The 18,020-nt window shown below is 69.2% G+C and carries 19 protein-coding genes; all 19 read left to right on the top strand.

Annotation, left to right across the window (positions count from 1 at the left end):
* Positions 1–8 precede the first annotated feature (8 nt).
* The 19 genes from FHR97_RS12740 to FHR97_RS12650 all read left to right on the top strand — a co-directional run bounded on the left by FHR97_RS12740 (position 9) and on the right by FHR97_RS12650 (position 18,008).
* Complete coding sequence (locus FHR97_RS12740) at positions 9–557, top strand: DUF3486 family protein (protein WP_183384193.1); 549 nt, start codon at positions 9–11, stop codon at positions 555–557.
* 26 nt (positions 558–583) lie between these two features.
* Positions 584–2,086 carry a hypothetical protein gene (locus FHR97_RS12735; RefSeq protein WP_221187790.1) on the top strand — a complete coding sequence of 501 codons (1,503 nt, stop codon included), beginning with the start codon at positions 584–586 and terminating at the stop codon, positions 2,084–2,086.
* Positions 2,080–3,672: a DUF935 domain-containing protein gene (locus tag FHR97_RS12730; RefSeq protein ID WP_183384191.1), complete on the top strand. Its 1,593-nt coding sequence runs from the start codon at positions 2,080–2,082 to the stop codon at positions 3,670–3,672. Before FHR97_RS12735 ends, FHR97_RS12730 begins: the two co-directional genes overlap by 7 nt.
* The gene (locus FHR97_RS12725; protein ID WP_183384190.1) at positions 3,672–4,886 is read left to right on the top strand and encodes a PBECR2 nuclease fold domain-containing protein; all 1,215 of its coding nucleotides are present in this window, start codon (positions 3,672–3,674) and stop codon (positions 4,884–4,886) included. Before FHR97_RS12730 ends, FHR97_RS12725 begins: the two co-directional genes overlap by 1 nt.
* 1 nt (position 4,887) lies before the next feature.
* The gene (locus FHR97_RS12720) at positions 4,888–5,367 is read left to right on the top strand and encodes a phage virion morphogenesis protein (protein ID WP_183384189.1); all 480 of its coding nucleotides are present in this window, start codon (positions 4,888–4,890) and stop codon (positions 5,365–5,367) included.
* A 216-nt stretch (positions 5,368–5,583) separates the two neighbouring features.
* Entirely contained in the window at positions 5,584–6,762 is a 1,179-nt protein-coding gene (locus FHR97_RS12715; protein ID WP_183384188.1) for a phage protease, read from the top strand.
* Positions 6,763–6,796: 34 nt separating this feature from the next.
* Positions 6,797–7,213 carry a hypothetical protein gene (locus FHR97_RS12710; RefSeq protein ID WP_183384187.1) on the top strand — a complete coding sequence of 139 codons (417 nt, stop codon included), beginning with the start codon at positions 6,797–6,799 and terminating at the stop codon, positions 7,211–7,213.
* Between the two features lie 12 nt (positions 7,214–7,225).
* The gene (locus FHR97_RS12705; RefSeq protein ID WP_183384186.1) at positions 7,226–8,128 is read left to right on the top strand and encodes a Mu-like prophage major head subunit gpT family protein; all 903 of its coding nucleotides are present in this window, start codon (positions 7,226–7,228) and stop codon (positions 8,126–8,128) included.
* 85 nt (positions 8,129–8,213) lie between these two features.
* Positions 8,214–8,675 (top strand): HI1506-related protein, encoded by a 462-nt coding sequence (locus FHR97_RS12700; protein ID WP_183384185.1) that lies wholly within the window; start codon positions 8,214–8,216, stop codon positions 8,673–8,675.
* A 3-nt stretch (positions 8,676–8,678) separates the two neighbouring features.
* Entirely contained in the window at positions 8,679–9,086 is a 408-nt protein-coding gene (locus tag FHR97_RS12695) for a gp436 family protein (RefSeq protein WP_183384184.1), read from the top strand.
* Complete coding sequence (locus tag FHR97_RS12690) at positions 9,086–9,535, top strand: phage tail terminator protein (protein ID WP_183384183.1); 450 nt, start codon at positions 9,086–9,088, stop codon at positions 9,533–9,535. Before FHR97_RS12695 ends, FHR97_RS12690 begins: the two co-directional genes overlap by 1 nt.
* Before the next feature lie 11 nt (positions 9,536–9,546).
* The gene (locus FHR97_RS12685) at positions 9,547–9,747 is read left to right on the top strand and encodes a hypothetical protein (protein WP_183384182.1); all 201 of its coding nucleotides are present in this window, start codon (positions 9,547–9,549) and stop codon (positions 9,745–9,747) included.
* A 3-nt stretch (positions 9,748–9,750) separates the two neighbouring features.
* Entirely contained in the window at positions 9,751–10,527 is a 777-nt protein-coding gene (locus FHR97_RS12680; protein ID WP_183384181.1) for a phage tail tube protein, read from the top strand.
* Positions 10,528–10,545: 18 nt separating this feature from the next.
* On the top strand, positions 10,546–11,025 hold the full coding sequence (locus tag FHR97_RS12675; RefSeq protein ID WP_183384180.1) for a DUF6631 family protein: 480 nt from the start codon (positions 10,546–10,548) through the stop codon (positions 11,023–11,025).
* 142 nt (positions 11,026–11,167) lie between these two features.
* Complete coding sequence (locus tag FHR97_RS12670) at positions 11,168–13,516, top strand: tape measure protein (protein WP_183384179.1); 2,349 nt, start codon at positions 11,168–11,170, stop codon at positions 13,514–13,516.
* 1 nt (position 13,517) lies between these two features.
* Positions 13,518–14,495: a hypothetical protein gene (locus FHR97_RS12665; protein WP_183384178.1), complete on the top strand. Its 978-nt coding sequence runs from the start codon at positions 13,518–13,520 to the stop codon at positions 14,493–14,495.
* A 15-nt stretch (positions 14,496–14,510) separates the two neighbouring features.
* A complete protein-coding gene (locus tag FHR97_RS12660) occupies positions 14,511–15,473 on the top strand; it encodes a hypothetical protein (RefSeq protein WP_183384177.1) in 963 nt (320 codons plus the stop codon).
* Between the two features lie 4 nt (positions 15,474–15,477).
* Positions 15,478–17,160, top strand: coding sequence for a hypothetical protein (locus FHR97_RS12655; RefSeq protein WP_183384176.1), 1,683 nt, complete (start codon positions 15,478–15,480; stop codon positions 17,158–17,160).
* Entirely contained in the window at positions 17,157–18,008 is an 852-nt protein-coding gene (locus FHR97_RS12650; protein WP_183384175.1) for a baseplate hub domain-containing protein, read from the top strand. The genes FHR97_RS12655 and FHR97_RS12650 overlap by 4 nt, the downstream gene beginning before the upstream one ends.
* Positions 18,009–18,020 lie beyond the last annotated feature (12 nt).

Raw genomic sequence — 18,020 nt, 5'->3', positions numbered from 1 at the left:
AGGCCGCCATGCCCCCACGCAACAAGGTCTACGACCTGCCGCCGGAGATCCGCGAGGAGCTCAACGAGCGCCTGGTCAGCACCGGCTTCCAGGGCTACACGTCGCTGGCCGAATGGCTGGAGGAGCGCGGCTATAACGTCTCCCGCAGCTCGGTGCATCGCTATGGCCAGGACCTCCAGGAGGAGTTCGAGGAGGCCATGGGCGACGTGCGCAAGACCACAGAGCTGGCCCGGGCCATGACGGCGGAACAGGACGACGAGGGCGGCGCGCTGATCGACGCTACCGCCCGCATCGTCCAGGACCAGCTGCTGCGCATCACCATCGCCATGCGCAAGGCCGAGCACGAGCCGGAGAAGGCCGCCAAGCACCTGGCCAGCGTGACCCGCGCCCTGGCCGACATCGGCCGGGTGAGCCTGGGCCAGAAGAAGTGGGCTCGGGAACTGCGCCAGGAGGTCGCCCAGGAAGCCGCCGAGGCCGCCGAGGGGGCGCTGGCCGGCCAGGGCATGACCCGCGAGGCCATCGACAGCATCAAGCGCGACATCCTGGGGATCGCCTGATGACCCAAGCCCTTGCGGAAACAGCCATGCCCGAATCCGTCCTGCTGCCCTACCAGCAGACCTGGGTCGAGGACGAGGCCGACCTCAAGATCGCCGAGAAGAGCCGCCGAACCGGTATCACCTGGGCCGAGGCGGCCGATGCCGTGCTCTCGGCCAGCGCCTCCCGGGCCGCCGGCGGTACCAACCACTTCTACGTCGGCTCCAACAAGGACATGGCCATCGAGTTCATCGATGCCTGCGCCATGTGGGCCAAGGCGTTCGATCGGGCGGCCTCGACCATCCAGGAGGAGGTCCTCGAGGACGAGGACAAGGACATCCTCACCTTCAACATCCACTTCGCCAGCGGCTTCAAGATCCAGGCGCTGAGCTCGCGGCCCTCCAACATGCGCGGCCGCCAGGGCAACGTGACCATCGACGAGGCGGCCTTCCACGAGCAGCTCGCCGAGGTGCTCAAGGCCGCCCTGGCGCTGACCATGTGGGGCGCCAAGGTGCGGCTGATCAGCACCCACAACGGCGTCGACAACCTCTTCAACGAGCTGATCCAGGACAGCCGCGCCGGCAAGAAGCGCTACAGCGTGCATCGCATCACCCTGGATGACGCCTGCGAGCAGGGTCTCTACCAGCGCATCTGCCAGGTGCGCGGCAAGCCCTGGAGCCAGGCCGCGGAGGACGAGTGGAAGGCCAACCTGCTGGCCGACACCGCCACCCGCGAGGACGCCCTAGAGGAGTACTACTGCGTGCCCAAGGCCGGCGGCGGGGCCTACCTGTCCCGGGCGCTGATCGAGGCGCGCATGGTCGAGGCGCCGGTGGTGCGCTTCGAGGGCTCGGCGGAGTTCAACGCGGTACCGGAGCACTACCGCGCCTTGGAGATCGAGGACTGGTGCCAGCGCGAACTCGCCCCGCTACTCGAGCAGCTCAACCCCCGCGATGCCCACGCCTTCGGCGAGGACTTCGGCCGCACGGGCGACCTCACGGTGATCGCCCCCATGGCCATCACCGCCCAGCTGCTACGCCGCGTGCCCTTCCTGGTGGAACTGCGCAACGTGCCCTTCAAGCAGCAGGAGCAGGTGCTGTTCTATGTCGTCGATCGGCTGCCGCGCCTCCAGGCCGGCGCCCTGGACGCCCGGGGCAACGGCCAGTACCTGGCCGAACAGGCCGTGGATAGCTACGGCGCCGGGCGCATCGAGGCGGTGATGCTCTCCCAGGGCTGGTACCTGGAGCACATGCCGCCCTTCAAGGCCGCCTTCGAGGACGCCGGCATCGAGATCCCCCGCGATCGCGACGTGGCCGACGACCTGCGGGCCCTGCAGGTGATCAAGGGCATCCCCAAGCTGCCCGACGGCAAGACCGGCGACGCCAAGGCCCGCCACGGCGACGCGGCCATCGCCCTGGCCCTGGCGCACAGCGCGAGCCTGATGGATACCACCGAGATCGACTTCATCCGAGTGCCGCGCGGCGGCCCCGCGGATCTGCATGACGAGGACGACGATATGAGCGACGGCTTTGGCATAGGAGGTGGCGCATGGTAGCCATCAAGGGGATGCTCAATCGCCTGTTCGGCGGCGGCCGCGAGGCCCTCGAGCAGCAGCAGACCGAGGAAGAGGACGGCGTCGGCGCGGCCCGGGTGGGCCAATTGAAGCGCGAATTCGCCGAGCACCCGAGTAAGGGCCTGACCCCGGCGCGTCTCTACCAGATCCTCGAGGAGGCCGAGCAGGGCCACCTCAAGGCCCAGAGCGAGCTGTTCGAGGACATGGAAGAGAAGGACGCCCAGATCGGCGCCGATCTCGGCAAGCGCCGCCAGCTCGCCGCCGAGCTCGAGTGGCAGATCGTGCCGCCGGACAACGCCTCCGCCGCCGAGCGACGCGCCGCCGACCAGGCCGCCGAGGTGTTCGCCGGCCTCGAGGTGGAGGACCTGATCCTAGATCTCGGTACCGGCATCGGCCACGGCTGGGCGAATCTCGAGCTGCCCTGGGCGCGCGACGGCGCCATGCGCTATGTCGATCAGCCGATCCTGCGCCCGCACTCCTGGTTTCGCTTGCACCCCGACGACCAGAACGTCATCACCCTGCGCGACCACTCTGCCACCGGCGCCGAGCTGTGGCCGCTGGGGTGGATCGAGCACCGCCACCGCGCCAAGCCGGGCTATGTGGCGCGCATGGGCATCCACCGCATGCTGGCCTGGCCCTATCTGTTCCAGAACTACGCCCTGGGCGACCTGGCCACGCTGCTGGAGATCTACGGCATGCCGGCGCGGCTCGGCAAGTACCCCAAGAACGCCACCGACCGTGAGAAGGCCACGCTGCTCAAGGCCGTGGTGGCCATGGGCAAGGATGCCGCCGGCATCATCCCCGACGGCATGTCGATGGAGTTCCTGGAGGCGGCCGGCAAGGGCAGCTCGGCGGACGTCTACAAGGTGATGATGGACTGGTGCGAGCGCGCCAAGGCCAAGGCGATCCTCGGCGGCACGCTCACCTCCGGGACCGGCGAGGGCACCAACACCAACGCCCTGGGCAACGTCCACGAGCGCGGCCAGGCCAGCCTGATCCGCTCGGACGTGCGCCAGTACGCCGGCGGCATCCAGCGCTATGTGCTCTGGCCGATGGCCGCCTTGAACTTCGGCATCGAGGATCGCCGCCGGGCGCCGCGCTTCTACCTGGACCTCGGCGAGACCGAGGACTTCAAGGCCCTGGCCGACACCCTGCCCACCTTCGTCGACATGGGGGCGCGGATCCCCACCTGGTGGTTCCACGAGAAGACCCGCATCCCCAAGGCCAGCGACCAGGAGGAGATCCTCCAGCCAAGGGCCAAGGCCCAGCCGGTGCCCTCGGCGGCGACCTCGCGGCGCCTGGCCGCCGCCCGTGAGGCACTGCCGACGGTGCGTGACGTCTCCGAGGCCCAGCGCGAACGCCTGCAAGCCGAAGGCGACGCCGCCCTGGAGCCCTGGATCGAGCGGATCCGCGACGCGGTGGAGGCCGCCGCCGACCTCGAGGACCTGCGCGATCGGCTGGCCGGGCTGGCCGACGAGTTGCCGCTGGAGGACTTCGGGGCAGTGATGACCGAGGCCCTGGCCGCCGCCCACCTGGCCGGTCGCTACGACATCCTGGAGGGCGCCTGATGGTCGCCGCCCGCTATGGCTCGCTACCGTTCCGCGAACAGATCGCGGCCTTCCGGGAACGGGTATCGATCCCGACCCGGGCCTGGGACGACGTCTACGGCCGCGAGAACGACCAGGCCTTCGCCGTCGCCGGCGCCTCACGCCAGGCGATCGTCGAGGACTTCGCCGAGGCGGTGGGCCGCGCCATCGAGGAAGGCCGTACCCTGGAGGACTTCCGCCGCGACTTCGACGATATCGTCGCCCGTCACGGCTGGGCCTATAACGGCAGCCGCGGCTGGCGCAGCCGGGTGATCTACGACACTAACTTGCGCCAGAGCTACGCCGCCGGGCGCGAGGCGCAGATGGCCGATCCCGACCTGCGCCGCGCCCGGCCCTATGGCCTCTACCGCCATGGCGGCAGCGAGAACCCTCGTCCACATCACATCGCCAAGGACGGCTGGGTGGTGCCGATCGACGACCCCTGGTGGGATACCTGGACGCCACAGAACGGCTGGGGCTGCAGCTGCAAGAAGTTCATGCTGAGCCAGGCCGACGTCGATCGCCTGGGCCTGGCGGTGAAAGACGCGCCCGAGATCGAGTACGAGGAGCGCGTGGTCGGTGCCAACGGCCCCAACCCGCGCACCGTGGAGGTGCCGGTGGGCATCGACCCCGGCTTCGAGCATCGCCCCGGCGTGGCCCGCCTGCGTGGCATCACCCCCCGGCTGCTGCGCGAGCCGGTACCGACGGCGCGCACCGCCCCGGCACGGCCGGCGGTCGATCCGCCTCCGGTACCGCGCCCGGCCCCGGAGCCACCGGCGGTAAGCGGCGCCGAGGCCGAGGTGGGCGCCTTCCTGGCCCGGTTTGGTGTGGAGAGGGGCGCCGATGCCGACGGCGTGACCTTCCACCCCGACGCCCTGGGCGAGATCCTGCCGCTCTCCCGCCAGCTGTTCGTGGACGACGCCGGCGAGTTGGCTCTGGAGCAGCTCACCGGCAACCTCTACTTGGTGGCCGAGACGCTGGCCACCCCGGACGAGATCTGGACGGCGCTAGTCTATGACGAGGCGGCCAGCCGCTGGCGACTGCGCCGCCGCTACCTGGCGTGGTTCCAGGGCGGGGCGGTGATGATGGACTGGGGCCGCGCCGGATGGGCCGCCTGGATCGGCAGCCCGGGCAGCGCGCGATTCGATGAGTGGCGCCGTGGTGTGCGGCTATATAGACGCGGCGAGGAGGACTGACATGGCCGGTGCCCGCATCCAGCTCGACATCGAGGCCCGCTCGGCCCTCGAGGCCCTGGGCGAGCTGCTCGACCGGGTCGAGGATCCTCGGCCCGCGTTCCGCGAGATCGGCGAGTACCTGGATCTCGCCCATCGCGATCGCTGGGACGCCCAGCGCGCCCCGGACGGCACGCCCTGGGCGCCACTGAGCGACGCCACCAAGGCGCGCAAGAAGAAGAACCGCGACAAGATCCTGGTCCAGGATGGCCACCTGCGTGACCTGCTGCGCTACGACGTCTCCCTCGAGGAGCTGCTCTTCGGTACCGACCGCAAGTACGGTGCCGTCCAGCATTTTGGCGCCGAGCAAGGCGCATTCGGCCAGACCAGCCGCGGCACGCCGATCCCCTGGGGCGACATCCCCGCCCGCGAGTGGCTGGGCCTGGCCGACGACGAAGAGCAGCCGGTGCTGGAGATCCTCGAGCGGCATCTGCTCGGCGGCTGATTGCGGCGCTAGGGCGAAAGGACGAGAATGGCCCTGTAAGCCTCTCAGGGCCCTCATGCGCTACGCTGGCCCGCCCTGGTAGGGGCAAGCGGCACAGGCGAAATTCTAACGCGCGTCTAACGCCATCCCGACCTCGTCGCCCCCCTTGCCGGCGCATCACTTCCCCTCGAAAGCCCTTCGAAAACTACCAAGACGCTTTAAATCCGGCCCCCGCGCATGACCCGCCATGCTGCGGGCATGATCACTCAGCGCACCATCTCACCCCTGGCCGCCTCGCCGGCATCCCGCCCCGGGCATCCGGTGGCGGTGTGTGCCCTGGCCGTCACCAGCGGCGCCGACAAGACCCGGCTGATCCCTGCCGGGCAGTTCGACGCCCCGCGCGGATCGATGCGGGGCGGTGGCCCCTGGCGCCTCGAGGAGGCCCAGGCGCGGCGGATCATCCAACTGGCCGCCAACCGCAACACCGACATCGTCGTCGACTACGAGCACCAGACGCTGCTCAGCGAGCAGAATGGCCAGCCGGCACCGGCGGCCGGCTGGGTCGACCCGCAATCGCTGGAGTGGCGAGCCGATGGGCTCTACGGCCGCATCCAGTGGACCGCCGCCGCCAAGACGGCGGTCACGCCGGGCCCGGAGGGCGAGCCCCCGGAGTACCGCTACCTCTCTCCCGTGTTCCCGTATGACGCCGAGACCGGCGCCGTACAGGACCTGCTGCACCTGTCCCTGACCAACAATCCCGCCATCAGCGATGGCGATGCCGTGCTGGCTGCCGCCCGGCGGGCGTCTGCCGCTCCCCAGCAAGATGAGGATTCCACCGTGAACCGCGAGCAACTGATCAAGGCGCTGGGCCTCATGGCCGACGCCACCGACGAGCAGATCGACGGCGCCATCGCCGCGCTGAAGGCCAAGGCCGGCGAGGCCGATGGCGTGCGCCAGGCGCTGGCGCTGAAGGACGACGACAAGCCCGCCGAGGCGGTCGCCGCGCTCAAGTCCAAGGTCGATGCTCAGCCGGCGGCGGCCGAGCCAGACCCCGCCAAGTTCGTGCCCAAGGCCGTCTACGACGAGGCCGTGGCCGCGCTCTCCGCCGCCAAGCAGGGCGAGGACCAGGAGATGGACCGCCTGATCGACGAAGGCCTGAAGGATGGCCGGATCGCCGGAAAGGCCACCGCCGACTGGCTACGTCAGCAGGGGATGGCCGCCCTCAAGGCCCACATGAAGGACGCGCCGAGCATCGCCGCGCTCAAGGGCGGTACCCAGACCGCCGGCAAGTCGCCCCAGGCAGGCGACAAGCCGAAGGACGGCGAGCTCTCCGAGGCCGAGCTGGCCGTCTGCAAGTCGATGGACCTCACGCCCGAGCAGTACCGCCAGGCCAACCCGGTCGAGGACGCCGAGTAACGGCCCGCCACGTCACTGAGAGGAGAGCGAGACCATGGTCGCCGCTACCAAGAACCGCAACACCCCGACCCGCGCCGGCAACCGGCGTAGCGCCCCCGTCGCCGCCGGGGCCCTGTGCTACGCCGGCGCCATCGCCGTAGGCAACGCCACCGGCTACGCCGAGCCGGCCAGCACCGCCACCGGCCTCACCGCCCTGGGCGTGTTCCACCACTACCAGGACAACGTCGGTGGCGCCGATGGCGACCAGGCCGTCGAGATCGAGCGCGGCTATTTCCACTTCGCCAACGACGGCGGCGACCCGATCGATCGCACCATGATCGGCTCGGCCTGCTACCTGGTCGACGACCAGACCGTGGCCGCCACCGATGGTACCGGCACCCGCTCAGCCGCCGGCGTCGTCGACGACGTCGACGACAACGGGGTCTGGGTCCGCATCGATCCCACCGCCTGATAGGAGCCCGACATGGATCTCACATCCGCCAATCTCCAGGCCCTGTTCAAGGCCTATCGCACGAACTTCCAGCAGGGCTTCAACAGCCTGGGCGAGGAAGGCGCGCTCTACGAGCTGTTCTGCACCACGGTCAACAGCACCACCGCCGTGGAGGTCTACCCCTGGCTCAAGACGCTGCCGCGCATGCGCGAGTGGCTGGGCGACCGGGTCGTGCATGGCCTCGAGGGCGCCGACTTCAGCATCAAGAACCGCAAGTTCGAGCTGACCGCCGGCGTGCCCCGTGATGCCATCGAGGACGACACCTACGGCCTCTATGCGCCCACCTTCGAGGAGTTCGGCCGCAGCTCCCGGGAACATCCCAACGAGCTGTCCGTCGAGGTGCTGGAAGCCAACCCGCTCTGTTACGACGGCCAGAACCTGTTCGACACCGACCACCCGGTGCTGGACGCCAGCGGCGCCGAGACCTCGGTCTCCAACGACATGGGCGGCAGCGGCCCGGCCTGGTACGTGATGGACCTCTCGCGGGCCATCAAGCCGATGATCTTCCAGCGCCGCCGCGCTTACGACTTCCGCGCCCTGACCGACCTGATGGACTCCAAGGTGTTCCTCACCGACGACTTCCTCTTCGGTACCGACGCGCGGGTCAACGCCGGCCCGGGGCTGTGGCAGCTGGTGGTGCGCTCCAAGCAGACGTTCAACGCGGCCAACTACAAGGCAGCCCGCGAGCGCCTGACGACCCTCAAGGGAGATCACGGCCGCCCGCTGGGGCTGCGCCACACCCACACCATGGTGCCCAACACCCTGGAGGGCGATGCCCGCGTGATCCTCATGAACGAGCGCGACGCGGCCGGTGCCACCAACCCCTGGCAGAACACCTCGCAGTTGGTTCTCAACGCCTGGCTGGCCAACGCCTGACGTTGAGCGACGCCCGAGGCTGAGCGTCAGCCAATGACCCGGCGCCACGCCCGCCTGATGCGGGCGTGGCTTGAGGAGAGAGACGATGACGACCCGCAAGCCGACCAGCAAGACCGCCTCCAAGGCTGCCCAGCCCAAGGCGCAGGCCGCCGAGGAGAAGGCCCAGCCGCAGGGCCAGGATACCCAGGCCGCGCCCGTCCAGGACGAGGCCACCCAGACCAAGGACGCCGCCACCCAGGAATCGGCCACGAATGCGCCCGCCAAGGATGGCCCCTCACAAGGCGAGGCTATCCAGGTCGATGCCAAAACGGCCGCGAAGGACCCGAAAGACAGTCGCACCCCGGGCGAGATCCCCGCGGTATTCGTGCGCACCCGCAAGCGCTATGGCTCACGCCGGCGGGCCGGCTTCCGCTTCACTCGCGAGGGCCACGGCATCGCGCTCTCGGCGCTGACCGACGAGCAGCTCGAGCAGCTGCATGCCGACCCCACCCTCGAGGTCGAGGAATGCACTTTCCCGGCCGAGGACGACGGCGAGCCGGAGGCCTAACCGATGCCGTACATCACCCTCCAGGATCTCATCGATCGCTTCGGCCAGGACGAGCTGCTGCAGCTCGCCGACGACGGGGCCGGCGCCATCGACCAGGGCGAGATCGATCTGGCCATCAGCGACGCCGGCGGCGAGATCGACGGGCGGGTGGCGGCCGGGGGCTACGACGTGCCGCTGGATCCGGTGCCGAGCATCATCCAGGCCTACGCCTGCGACATCGCCCGCTACCGGCTCTACGACGAGCACGCCACCGACCAGGTCACCAAGCGCTACGAGGATGCCATCAAGTTCCTGCGTGCGGTGGCCAAGGGCGAGGTGCTGCTGGGGATCGGCGGCGACGCTGACGAGCCCACCGCCGGCAGCGCCGACTTCCAGAGCGCCGGCCGGGTGATGCCGGGAGGGGGCTTCTGATGAACAGCGATTACCTTGCCGCCGAGCCGGCGATCATTGCCCGCCTCGAGAGTGAGCTGCAGGGCGTGACGATCCTTACCGCGCCGGATCTCGCCGGCGTCGCCCAGGGCCGGCAGGTCACCCCGGCGGTGATCGTGCTCTACGCCGGCGACCAGGTGCCCGGCGGCGATGCCGTCGACCAGGGCGACTACCACCGCATCACCCAGCGCTGGATGACCGTGGTCTCGGTGCGCTCCGCCAAGGGCCAGCACAGCGGCGAGGGCGTGCGCGAGGCCGCCGGGCCGCTGATTACCAAGGTCATCCAGGCCCTGGGCGGCTGGAAACCGGCCAAGGGGTTCGGGCGCATGGTGCGCGAGAGCGCCCCACGCCCGGCCTTCACGCCGGGCGGCTATGGCTACTTCCCGCTCCAGTGGGGCATCGACCTGCTGACCAACCAGTCCGTGGACTGAGGAGACCGACCGTGAGCACCAAGACACCCACCCCCGCCCCGCGCCGCGAGGTCACGCTGGCCAAGCCGCTGATCCAGGGCAGCAAGCGCTTTGAGCCCGGCGGCGACGAGAAGCCACGGCTGACCGAGCGCCAGATCGAGCGGCTGACCCAGAGCGGCCACATTTCCGCCACCCCGGCCACCGGCGGCAAGGCCGCCAAGCAGGAGGGCTAAGTCATGGCCAAAGACGCCAACATCGTCATCCCGGCGGGCAAGTGCTACTTCAACCCGAAGAAGGCCGACGGCAGCGGCTACGAGGGCCTGCGCTACTTCGCCCAGACCCCCGCCTTCGCGATCACCGCCCAGAGCGAGAGCATCACCGTCGATGACAGCGACGGCGCGATCGCCGAGCAAATCCGCGACATCCCGATCCGCGTGACCCGCTCCGGCCGCATGACCGGCCGCGACATCAACCCCGACAACCTGGCGCTGTTCATCGTCGGCGACGTCAGCGACGTCACCCAGGACGGCACGGTCGTGACCGACGAGGCCATCGCCGTGCAGCCCGGGCGCTTCTACCAGTTGGGGGCCTCGACCGCCAACCCGGGCGGGGTGCGCAACGTCTCGGCGGTGGACGTCCAGGACGAGACCGACACCACCACCTACGTGGCCGGTACCGACTATGTGGTTCATGCCGAGATCGGCCTGCTGGAGATCCTCGAGGGCGGCACCATCGCCGAGGAGACCCTGCACGTCGACTACACCCCGGCGGCCGAGACCCGCTCCCGGGTGGCCAGCCACAACGAGTCGCCGCGCGAGGGCGAACTGCGCTTCTACGCCGACAACACCGACGGCGATGCCAGCGACGTCTTCATTCCCGGGGTGCGCCTCACCCCGGACGGCGAGCTGGCCCTCAAGGGCCGCGACAACCCGGTGGAGATGGCCTTCAACCTCGCGGTGCAGAAGCGCGACGGCTACGCCCAGGTCTACATCGACGGCCGCGCCGCCGGTTAACCAGGAGGACAGCAGCGCATGAGCGACCATCGCCCCGAGCAGGACCCCGAGATCCTCTTCCCCGACGAGACTCTGCGCATCGGCGGGGAGAAGATCCGGGTCCGCGAGTTCCGCTATGCCGAGGGCCTGCGGGCGATCGCCCTGGGGCGGCCGATCCTGGCCGCCCTGCGTGAGCACCTGGAGGCCGACGACATCGAGCCGGAGGTACTGGACGGCGTGATCGCCGAGCACAGCGATGCCTGGCTCCAGCTGATCGCCATGAGCATCGGCAAGGACGTGGCATGGGTCGAGCAGCTCGCCGACGCCGACGGCCTGTCGCTCTCCATGGCCTTCTGGCGGGTCAACAGCGCTTTTTTTATGCGGCGGCTGGTCCTCGGCGGGGGGCTGGCCGGGGGGCTCAAGAGTCTGGCGGCCAACCTGTCCCCCTCGCCGAGATCTTCGACGCCCTCATCCATGCCGGCTACGGATGCGACCCCGCCGACATCGCCAGCCGACTGACCTGGCGGCAGATCCAGCGCTTCTACCAACTGTGCCAAAGACGCCGCAATGAACACCGCGCCGACCTGATCGAGGCGGTGGCCGTGGCCTGGGGCGGCAAGCCCGCCGAAACCATCCGTCAACTGCGTGACCGGGAATCCTGATGGCCGATCGCAACCTCGAACTCGCATTGCGCATGCGCGCCGACCTCCAGCAGGCTCGGCGGCAGATCGGCGCGGTTGAGCGCGAGCTGGGCGGTATGACCCAGGGCGGTGATCGTGCCCAACGCAGCATGCGCAAGCTGGGGCGAGAGGCCGATCGCACCCAGCGGCGAATCAAGGGCGTCTCGGATGCCGCCGGTACACTGAGAAATGCGCTGGCCGCCGTGGGGGCTGGCCTGGTGCTGCGTGCGTTTGTCCGGGCGACCGATACCTACACCAACCTGGAGAGCCAGATCCGCCTGGTCACCGACAGCCAGGCCGAGCTCAACGAGGTCCAGCGCGAGACCTACGAGCTCGCCAATGAGACCCGCCAGCGACTCGGGGCCACGGTCAACCTCTATGCCCGGCTGGCCCGGGCCACCGAGGAGCTCAACCTCTCCAACGACCAGCTCCTCACCCTGACCCGGGCCATCAACCAATCCTTCATCGTCTCCGGCGCCAGTGCGACCGAGGCCGAGGCCTCTATCCTGCAGCTCAGTCAGGGCATCGCTTCCGGCACCCTGCGCGGCGAGGAGCTCAACAGCGTGCTCGAGAACAGCCCGCGCCTGGCCAGGGCGCTGGCCGAGGGGCTGGGCGTGACGATCGGCGAGCTCCGCAAGCTCGGCGAGGAGGGACGGCTCACCGGCGAGACAGTGACCCGGGCACTGCTGAGCACCGCCGACGGCATCGAGCGCGACTTCCAGGACATGCAGCGCACAGTCGGCCAGGCGCTGACCCAGCTGCGCAACGATCTGATCCAGACCTTCGGCCCCAGTGAGACCCAGGGCTTCGTCGACGCCATCGACGAACTGCGCGATATCATCACCGACCCGCAGTTCGCCCAGTCGATGGTCACTCTCGGCACGGCAGTGGCCGATCTCGCGGGGTATTTGGGCCAGGCCACCACCAATGGTGTCGAGTTCACCAAGTGGTTGAGCGAGGAGGCCGCGTCCCGCCTGCACGGCGTGGCCGCCGACGACCTGCCCCGGCTCAATGCTCGCGTCCAGGAGATCCGCAAGATGCTGGACACCCCCAGCCGCAGCCTGGTGGGTCAAGGGCAGCGTCTGCGCCTGTTCGGTCCTACCGGGCTGATCGAGTACTGGGACGACGAGGAGCTCCAGTCCGAGCTAGGCCGGCTGCAGGGACAGATCGCCGACTACTGGGCGCGGGTGGGCGGCGGGCCGGGTACCGACACCCCCGGTGCGCCGCCTTCTCCCGCCGGCGACGACGATGATGATGGCTCCAACAAGCCCATCATCCCGGGCGGCGGCAGCGGTACCAGCGAGGCCCAGAAGGCCATGGAGCGGGCGCTGTCCACGCTGACCAACCTCGACTCGGGCCTCCAGCAGCAGATCGCCACCTTCGGCGAGGGCGAGGCGGCGGTGCTCAAGTACCGCCTGACCGTCGGCGACCTGGCCGACGACGTCGCCCGTCTCGGCGTCGAGGGCGAGACGCTGGCCGCCTCGATCGTGCGTCAGGCCGAGGAGGTCCAGGCCCTGGCCGAGGCCGAGGAACGCCGCGCCGAGGCCGAACGTGAGCGCCAGCAGGCTCAGCAGCAGGCTGAGGAGGATCTCCAGCGGATCCTCGACCAGGCCGACCCGGCACGCTCCCTGGAGCGTCAGCTGGCGCTGATCGAGCGGCTCAAGGCCGAGTTCCCCGAGTACGCTGCCGCCCTCGAGCATGCCGCCGAGCAGGTGCGGGGCCGCATCGCCGAGATGAATCAGGGCCTGATCAGCGCCCAGGCCATCAATGCCGAGTTCGCCTATGGCGCCGCCGATGCGCTCGGCAACTTCGCCTCCGACATCGCCCAGGGCAAGGACGCCATCGACAGCCTGGGCGACACCTTCGCCCAGTTCGCCGCCGACTTCCTGCGCCAGATCGCGCAGATGATCATCCAGCAGGCCATCTTCAACGCCCTGCAGAACAGCAGCGGCGGCGGCATCGGCGGCGCGATCGCCGGGGCACTGCAGTTCCACGGCGGCGGCGTGGTCGGCCAGGGCGGCACGCCTCGCGATCTGTTTGGCACCGCCCCGCGCTACCACACCGGCGGTATCGCCGGCCTGGCCCCCGACGAGGTACCAGCGATCCTGCGCAAGGGCGAGGAGGTGCTGACCAGCAACGACCCGCGCCATCGCGACAACCAGCGCGGCGCCTCTGGCGAGCCCCCGGTGGTGCACAACTACAACATGTTCGACGCCGGTGAGATGACCTCCGCCGGCCTGGCCACCCCGGCCGGAGAGGCGGCGATCTACAACCACGTATCGCGCAACCGCAGCAAGTACCAGGCGCTGTTCGGCAGCAACAGGAGATGACATGACGGCCTATGTGACGGGCACCGCGACGGATCACCTGGATCTGTACAACCAGCTCTACGCTTTCCTGACCGCCAACGCCGACCTGGTCAACGCCGGCGAGGCGTGGACGGAGGAGTGGACCCATCCGGATGCCGCGCACCCTGTGGTGGGGGCCGATAGCGCCTCGCAGTTCCTGCTGCGCGGGCCAGGGCTGGCCGGGGGCGACAACATCTACGTGTCGTTCAACCTGCATGCCGACGCCACCAACGACGTCTATGGCGTGGCGCTGTGCGGCCACGACGGGGTGCTGGATACCTCGCTGGCCTACGACGACCACATCAACACCTCGCCGCGGATGTGGACGCCGGCGTTTTCCAGCGCCATGCCCTATTGGTTCGTCGCCAACGGCAGGCGCTTCGTGGCGATCTGGAAGTGCTCGACGGTCTACGAGGCCTGCTACGGCGGCCTGGGCCTGGCCTTCTCCACCCCGGCGGGCTACCCCTACCCGCTGGTCATCGGCGGCAGCAGCGAGACCTATGCCCTGCGCTACTCGGTGGACACCTGGTTGCATACCAACTTCGTCGACCCGGGGCCGCGCGACAAGACAAGCGAAGATGCCTTCAACAGCAGCGCCACGGGCGGCCGTTCCCTGCTGGTGCGGCTGCCCGGGGGAAGCTGGCAGTACTTCGATAACGGTGACTACAACGGCCAGCGTGCCACCACCTACCCCTGGGCGGGGGCGGGGCTCATCGGCAACAACTTCCTGGAGCAGGCCAGGCCCTTGCTGGGCGGCGGCTATCTGCTCTCGCCGGTGACCACGATCATCGATCGCAGCGAGGCCAAGGGCGCGCTGATGGCCCTCGACGGCGTCTATCACGTCCCCGGGATCGGCAATGCCGCCGAGGATCTGATCACGGTCGGCGGGGTGGATCACCTCGTCGTCCAGAACGCCTACCGCAGCGACTTCGAGGGCTTCTGGGCCCTCGCGCTGGACTGACCCTGGAGAGTAGCCATGGCCTTTACCTCCTTTGTACCGGCGACCGTCGGCGAGGTGCTCTCCGAGCTGGTCGATTTCACCAGCGTGCAACTCGGCTGGACGGCGAGCTATGACAGCGGCAACGAGATTGCCACCATCGACCCCAAGGCCAGCGAGGCTACCTTCGTGCTCGGCCACGCCGACAACGATCCCCACGGCAGCGAGATTTCCTGCCAGGTCACCAAGGGCGCCGACACCTTCACCGCCCACGTCGACACCATCAGCGGGTTGGCCAACGTCTGGCTGTTCGGCGGCAACAGCCCCGAGCCTTGGTGCCATATGGTGATCAACTCCCTGCCGGGGGACTACCACCACCTGCACTTCGGCTACCTGGAGCGCTACGGCGACTGGACCTGCGGGGCGGTGGCCGACGGCACCCTCTGGACCACGAGCAACTCGTCGTTCAGTAGCAACCACCGCCGGGCCTGGGAGTCGTCCTACAATCACATGCTGTTCGGCGGGGCCAATCGCTACGACGCCGGCAGCATCGCCGAGCGCATGGGCGGGGTGCTGCTGGACGGTGCCAATGCGCCATTGGGCGTCGGGCGCTTCGCCTTCAGCCATGCCGACGTCAACCAGAACAGCATCGTCGACACCGATGGCATCGCCGCCCTCTACGGCGGTTGCACCGATAACGACAATCGCCGGCTCATCCACCCCGGCTTGCCGCTGCACAACGCCGCCGCGCCCATGGCGCCCTTCCTGATCCGCGCCGATTTCGAGATCGACGACTTCTGGGTGCCGATCGGCGCGGTCGCCGGTGTGCGCATGATCCATATCGACGACTTCAACCCCGAGCAGGTGATCACCTTCGGCGCCAACGACTGGCAGCTCTTCCCGCTGGGCAACAAGACCCGCGGCACCAGCTACGACGCCGACCATCCCGACGGGGTGATCGGCGGTACCGAGTACATGGGCATTGCGGTGCTGAGGGCCTGATCCTATGCCGTCGGTGATCCCCAGCGTCTTCGTCGAGTGGTCCGATTCGCTCTACACCTCCGGGGCGGAGGCCATCCCGTTCGTCCAGCCGCCCGAGGTGTACGACATCGGCATCCCCTACCTCGAGGGTGCGCTGACCGACAACCTGCCCAACGCCGCGCTGCCCGATGGCCATGGCGGGGCGGTGGCGGCCAGCCCGGTGGGCGACGTCTACGACACCATCTGGGTGGTGCCCGGCGAGCTGCGCGTCGGCTCGATCACCGCAACGACACAGCGCGAGGTGGAGGTGTGGAACGCCTACCGCACCACCCGCCAACTCGACGACATCCTGGTCACCGCCGGCGAGGGCATCGACGTCTCCGGGCCCACGCTGCCCTACACGTTCGCCCCGCTGGAGAACTTCATCCTGGCGGTCGCCGTGCACCCCGATGGCCCGGCCAGCATTGATGCTCGGTATGACCTCGATTTCGCGACCGCCGAGGGCTCGCCGCACTTCACCGTGGTGGGTCAGCGCATCATCCAGTGGTCGATCGCCCCCAACTGGCAGCACCCCTACGAGGAGACCCTGGCCTGCCGCACCGAGATCCTCGAGGCCTTCGATGGCAGCGAGCAGCGCATCGCTCTGCGCCACCTGCCACGGCGCACTCTGGCCTTCACGCCGCTGGTCGATGGCGAGGGCAGCCGCCGGGCTAATCGCCTGCTCTCGACTTGGCAGAATCGCAACTACGCCATGGCCGACTGGGCCCGCGGCGTCGGTTTCGCTGGCCTCCCGGCCGGGGCGGAGATCCTCGAGCTCGACGAGACGATGCCCGAGCTCGAGGTGGGGCAGTTGATCGTGCTCCGCGGCGGCGGCAACACCCAGGCCATCGAGGTCGCCGACATCGTCGGCACCACCGTCACCCTCAACTCGCCCACGGCCTACCCCTACCCGGCGGGCAGCGTCGCCTATCCGGGGCTGATCGTGCACGCCGATGCCTCGCTCTCGGCGCGGCGCTACACCGCGGCGGTGGGCGAGATGTCGCTGGCCTTCACCGAGATGCACCAGACCGGGCAGCTCGACCTCCCGGCGGCCCCGGTCACCTGGCGCGACCGCGAGGTGTTTCTGGCGCGCCCCAATTGGGTGACCCGGCCTCAGGTCGACCACCGCTGGGCCTTCGAGTGGCTCGACAGCGGCCGCGGCCAGTTCGCCACCCGCACCCCACACGACGCGCCCAAGGACATCCGCAAGTTCGCCTTCACCCTCGAGGGACGGGACGCTGTGCGGGCGATCGAGCAATTCTTCCTGCGCATGCGCGGCCGGCGCGGCGAGTGCTATGCCCCCACCCAGGACGACGACCTGCCGTTGCCGGCCGCCACCACGCTGCTCGACGGCAGCCAGGCGCTGCCGATTCGCGACATCGAGGACGCCGATCGCATGGACGCCGAGCGCGTCTACCGCAACGTCTACGTGCGCCTCACCGATGGCACCGAGCTGTTCCGCCAGGTGACCGGGGCGGATCTCTCCGAGGCCGAAAACCCCAAGCTGGCGCTGGACGCCGCCTGGCCGCGCACCATCGAGGCCCACGAGGTGGCCAAGTGCTGCTGGCTGCCGCGCTGCCGCCTGGCCAGTGACGAGTTGCGGATCCGCTGGATCACCGCCGCCGTCGCCGAGACCACGCTCGCGTTCCAGGTGCTGGAGGACCTATGACCACCGAGACCATCGAGCTCAGCGACGCCCTGGGCGAGCCTATCGAGCTCTATCGATTCAGCTACGGCCCGGGGGTCGGCACCATCCTGGCCTACACCGATGCCGACTTCGCGATCACCCACGACACCATCACCTACCAGCCGGTGGCGGGACTCGACCGCGAGCCGATCGTTGCCTCGCAGAGCCTCGATCGCTCCGACATGGAGATCGAGATCGACGAGCAGGCCGAGATCGCCCAACTGTTCCTGGTCTACCCGCCCAGCGACGTGGTCGGCCTGACCATCTTCCGCTGTCACTGGGACGCCGAGGCCGGCGCCATCACCACGCCGATGGCGGTGTGGATCGGCAGCATCCTCTCGTGCAAGCGAAGCGGCTACCTGGCCGCCCTGCACGGCGAATCGGTGGACACCAGCCTGCGCCGCACCGGGCTGCGCTGGCACTGGCAGTACATGTGCCCGCACGTGCTGTATGGCCCGCAGTGCCAGGCCGATCGCAACGCCCACAGCATCACGGTGGGGGTCACCTCGGTGGACCCGCGCACCATCACCGTCAGCGGCCTGATCGAGGACCAGTACCGCGGCGGGGTCGTCTCCTGGCAGCCCCTCGGCCTGCCCCTGGAGCAGCGCACCGTGCTGGGCATCGTCCAGAACGCCCAGGCCGGCACCTCGACCCTGACGCTCGCCGGTGCGCCACGTCACCTGGAGCCCAGCGAGAGCGTGGAGCTTGCCAAGGGCTGCCGCCACACCCTGGGGGACTGTCGCGACATCTTCGCCAACGCGCCGCGCTACGGCGGGATGCCCTATATCCCGCTGGACAACCCCCACGGCACCACGCGCATCTACAACTGAGGAGGACCGGTC

The organism is Halomonas stenophila (genome assembly GCF_014192275.1).
In the GTDB taxonomy this organism is placed as follows: Bacteria; Pseudomonadota; Gammaproteobacteria; order Pseudomonadales; family Halomonadaceae; genus Halomonas; species Halomonas stenophila.
Note: the sequence above shows the minus strand (reverse complement) of the source record. Positions and strands in the feature narration are given on the sequence as shown.

Excerpts from the sequence above, each read along its gene's own strand:
- FHR97_RS12740 (WP_183384193.1), top strand. The coding sequence starts at position 9 with ATGCCCCCACGCAACAAGGTCTACGACCTGCCGCCGGAGATCCGCGAG.
- FHR97_RS12735 (WP_221187790.1), top strand. The coding sequence starts at position 584 with ATGCCCGAATCCGTCCTGCTGCCCTACCAGCAGACCTGGGTCGAGGAC.
- FHR97_RS12730 (WP_183384191.1), top strand. The coding sequence starts at position 2,080 with ATGGTAGCCATCAAGGGGATGCTCAATCGCCTGTTCGGCGGCGGCCGC.
- FHR97_RS12725 (WP_183384190.1), top strand. The coding sequence starts at position 3,672 with ATGGTCGCCGCCCGCTATGGCTCGCTACCGTTCCGCGAACAGATCGCG.
- FHR97_RS12720 (WP_183384189.1), top strand. The coding sequence starts at position 4,888 with ATGGCCGGTGCCCGCATCCAGCTCGACATCGAGGCCCGCTCGGCCCTC.
- FHR97_RS12715 (WP_183384188.1), top strand. The coding sequence starts at position 5,584 with ATGACCCGCCATGCTGCGGGCATGATCACTCAGCGCACCATCTCACCC.
- FHR97_RS12710 (WP_183384187.1), top strand. The coding sequence starts at position 6,797 with ATGGTCGCCGCTACCAAGAACCGCAACACCCCGACCCGCGCCGGCAAC.
- FHR97_RS12705 (WP_183384186.1), top strand. The coding sequence starts at position 7,226 with ATGGATCTCACATCCGCCAATCTCCAGGCCCTGTTCAAGGCCTATCGC.
- FHR97_RS12700 (WP_183384185.1), top strand. The coding sequence starts at position 8,214 with ATGACGACCCGCAAGCCGACCAGCAAGACCGCCTCCAAGGCTGCCCAG.
- FHR97_RS12695 (WP_183384184.1), top strand. The coding sequence starts at position 8,679 with ATGCCGTACATCACCCTCCAGGATCTCATCGATCGCTTCGGCCAGGAC.
- FHR97_RS12690 (WP_183384183.1), top strand. The coding sequence starts at position 9,086 with ATGAACAGCGATTACCTTGCCGCCGAGCCGGCGATCATTGCCCGCCTC.
- FHR97_RS12680 (WP_183384181.1), top strand. The coding sequence starts at position 9,751 with ATGGCCAAAGACGCCAACATCGTCATCCCGGCGGGCAAGTGCTACTTC.
- FHR97_RS12675 (WP_183384180.1), top strand. The coding sequence starts at position 10,546 with ATGAGCGACCATCGCCCCGAGCAGGACCCCGAGATCCTCTTCCCCGAC.
- FHR97_RS12670 (WP_183384179.1), top strand. The coding sequence starts at position 11,168 with ATGGCCGATCGCAACCTCGAACTCGCATTGCGCATGCGCGCCGACCTC.
- FHR97_RS12665 (WP_183384178.1), top strand. The coding sequence starts at position 13,518 with ATGACGGCCTATGTGACGGGCACCGCGACGGATCACCTGGATCTGTAC.
- FHR97_RS12660 (WP_183384177.1), top strand. The coding sequence starts at position 14,511 with ATGGCCTTTACCTCCTTTGTACCGGCGACCGTCGGCGAGGTGCTCTCC.
- FHR97_RS12655 (WP_183384176.1), top strand. The coding sequence starts at position 15,478 with ATGCCGTCGGTGATCCCCAGCGTCTTCGTCGAGTGGTCCGATTCGCTC.
- FHR97_RS12650 (WP_183384175.1), top strand. The coding sequence starts at position 17,157 with ATGACCACCGAGACCATCGAGCTCAGCGACGCCCTGGGCGAGCCTATC.